The 2,350-nt window shown below is 70.3% G+C and carries 2 protein-coding genes; both read right to left on the reverse strand.

The annotated features are described in order from the left end of the window. Positions 1 to 1,706, reverse strand: a 1,706-nt coding sequence (locus E1285_RS44585; protein ID WP_207947300.1) for a beta-ketoacyl synthase N-terminal-like domain-containing protein, incomplete at its 3' end; no start/stop codon positions are given. A gap of 45 nt (positions 1,707 to 1,751) precedes the next feature. Next, on the reverse strand, positions 1,752 to 2,350 hold a 599-nt coding region (locus tag E1285_RS44590; RefSeq protein WP_243723484.1), incomplete at its 5' end, for a phosphopantetheine-binding protein.

Below are 2,350 nucleotides of genomic sequence, written 5' to 3' on the forward strand. Positions count from 1 at the left end.
CTGGGGTGGGGTTCCCCGGCGGCCAGTGCTTGCAGCCCTTCGCGGAGGGTGGCGTGGTCGCCGGTGATGACGGCGCGGTGGTCCAGGGCGGTGCGGGTGGTGGCCAGCGCCCACGCCACCTGGCCGGCACCCACCTCCGGGTGGACGTCCAGATGCTCGGCCAGCCGCCGTGCCTGCGCGGCCAGCGCGGCCGGGGTTTTCGCCGATAGCAGCCACGGAACCACCGGAGCCTCAGGCCGTACCTCGGGCTGAGGGGCGTCCGTGGTGAGCTCGGTGCTGGTTTGAGGTGAGGATGGCGCCGGGGCGGTTTCGGGTTCGGTGCTGGCGGGGGGTTGTTCCAGGATGAGGTGGGCGTTGGTTCCGCTGATGCCGAAGGAGGAGACCGCGGCACGGCGCGGCTGCCCGGTTTCAGGCCACGGAACAGAGTCGGTGAGCAACTCGACCGTGCCCGCGGACCAGTCCACGTGCGGGGTCGGCTCATCGACGTGCAGCGTCCGCGGCAAAACCCCGTGATTGAGGGCCTGGACCATCTTGATCACACCGGCGATACCGGCGGCGGCCTGGGTGTGGCCGATGTTCGACTTGACCGATCCCAGCCACAGCGGCCGGTCACGATGTCGGCCGTAGCTCGCGATCAGCGCTTCGGCCTCGATGGGGTCGCCCAATGCCGTGCCGGTGCCGTGCGCTTCGATCGCGTCGATGTCATCGGGGGCGAGCCGCGCGCTGGCCAGCGCGTCCTCGATCACCCGCTGCTGGGACGGCCCGTTCGGCGCCGTCAGCCCGTTGCTCGCACCGTCCTGGTTGACCGCCGAACCACGGATCACCGCCAGCACCGGATGCCCGTTGCGCTGCGCATCGGAGAGACGCTCTACGAGGAGGAGCCCCACGCCTTCGGACCAGGCGGTGCCGTCGGCCGCAGCGGCGAAGGGCTTGCAGCGGGCGTCCGGCGCGAGGACCCGTTGCCGGGAGAACTCCACGAAGATGCCGGGCGTCGACATGATGGCCACGCCTCCGACCAGGCTCAGCGAGCAGTCGCCCTGGCGCAGTGCCTGGCAGGCGAGGTGGAGGGCGACGAGGGAGGAGGAGCAGGCGGTGTCGATGGTCACCGCGGGCCCCTCCAGCCCGAACGTGTAGGCGAGCCGCCCGGAGACGACGCTGGCCGCGTTGCCGAGACTGATATGGCCTTCGAGCTTGCGGGACGTGTCCGCGAGGAGCAATTGGGCGTAGTCCTGCGCGTTGGTCCCGACGAAGACGCCGGTCCGGCTGCCGCGCAGTGACGCGGGAGCGATGCCGGCGCGTTCGGCGGTCTCCCACGCCCCCTCCAGCAGGAGCCGCTGCTGCGGATCCATGGCCAGCGCCTCGCGCGGGCTGATCCCGAACAGATCGGGATCGAAGTCGCCCGCGTCGTGCAGGAACCCGCCCTCGCGGACGTAGCTCGTCCCGGGGCGCTCGGGGTCCGGGGAGTGGAGCCGGTCGAGGTCCCAGCCGCGGTCGGCGGGAAAGCCGGACATGGCGTCGGCGCCGTCGTCGAGCAGCCGCCACAGGCGCTCGGGGGACGACGCTTCCCCGGGGAACCGGCAGGCCATCCCGATGACGGCGATCGGTTCCCGCGTCGCCGACTCGGCCTCGTGCAGCCGCCGCCGCGATTGCCGCAGCTCTGCGGTCATCCATTTGAGGTGGTCGAGAAGCTGCTGCTCATTCCCCATCTGAACCGAACTCCAAAGGATGCGGGCAAAGGCGTGGCGGTGGAATCAGGATCGGCCGAATTCTTCTCGGATGATGTCGAGTACCTCGTCCGCGGTCGCGGACTCCAGTTCGCTGACGGGCTCTTCGGGTGCGCCGCCCGCGCCCTCGAATCTCGACAGCAGCGCCTGGAGCCGCCACGAAATGGTCTTCTGCTCGGCCGCGGAAAGAGTCGCCATGGCGACGGAATTGGACAGTTCGTCGAGCTGCGCGATGATCCCGGTTCCGTTTCCGGGCTCGTCGGTGACGGTCGTTCTCAGGTACTGCGCCAGTGCCTGCGGACTGGGATGGTCGAACACCAGGGTGCTGGGCAGTTTCATCCCGATCTCGCGGGTGAGGTGGTTGCGGAACTGAAGGGCGGACACCGAATCGAAGCCCAGTTCCTTGAAGGTCTGCCGGGCCGGCACCTCGTCGCCGGACGCGTGGCCGAGGACCGCCGCCGCGGTGGATCTGACCAGGTCGACCAGGATGGTGTCCTGCTCCGGGCGGGCTGCGCCGAGGAGGCGTCGGCGCAGCGCCGACGCCGACCCCGGAGCCGCTTCGGGGACCGGTCCGGAGGAGCGCGTGACCTGCCGCATCTCCGGCAGGTCGGAGAGCAGGGGTATCG

Source organism: Actinomadura sp. 7K507 (genome assembly GCF_004348425.1).
In the GTDB taxonomy this organism is placed as follows: domain Bacteria; phylum Actinomycetota; class Actinomycetes; order Streptosporangiales; family Streptosporangiaceae; genus Spirillospora.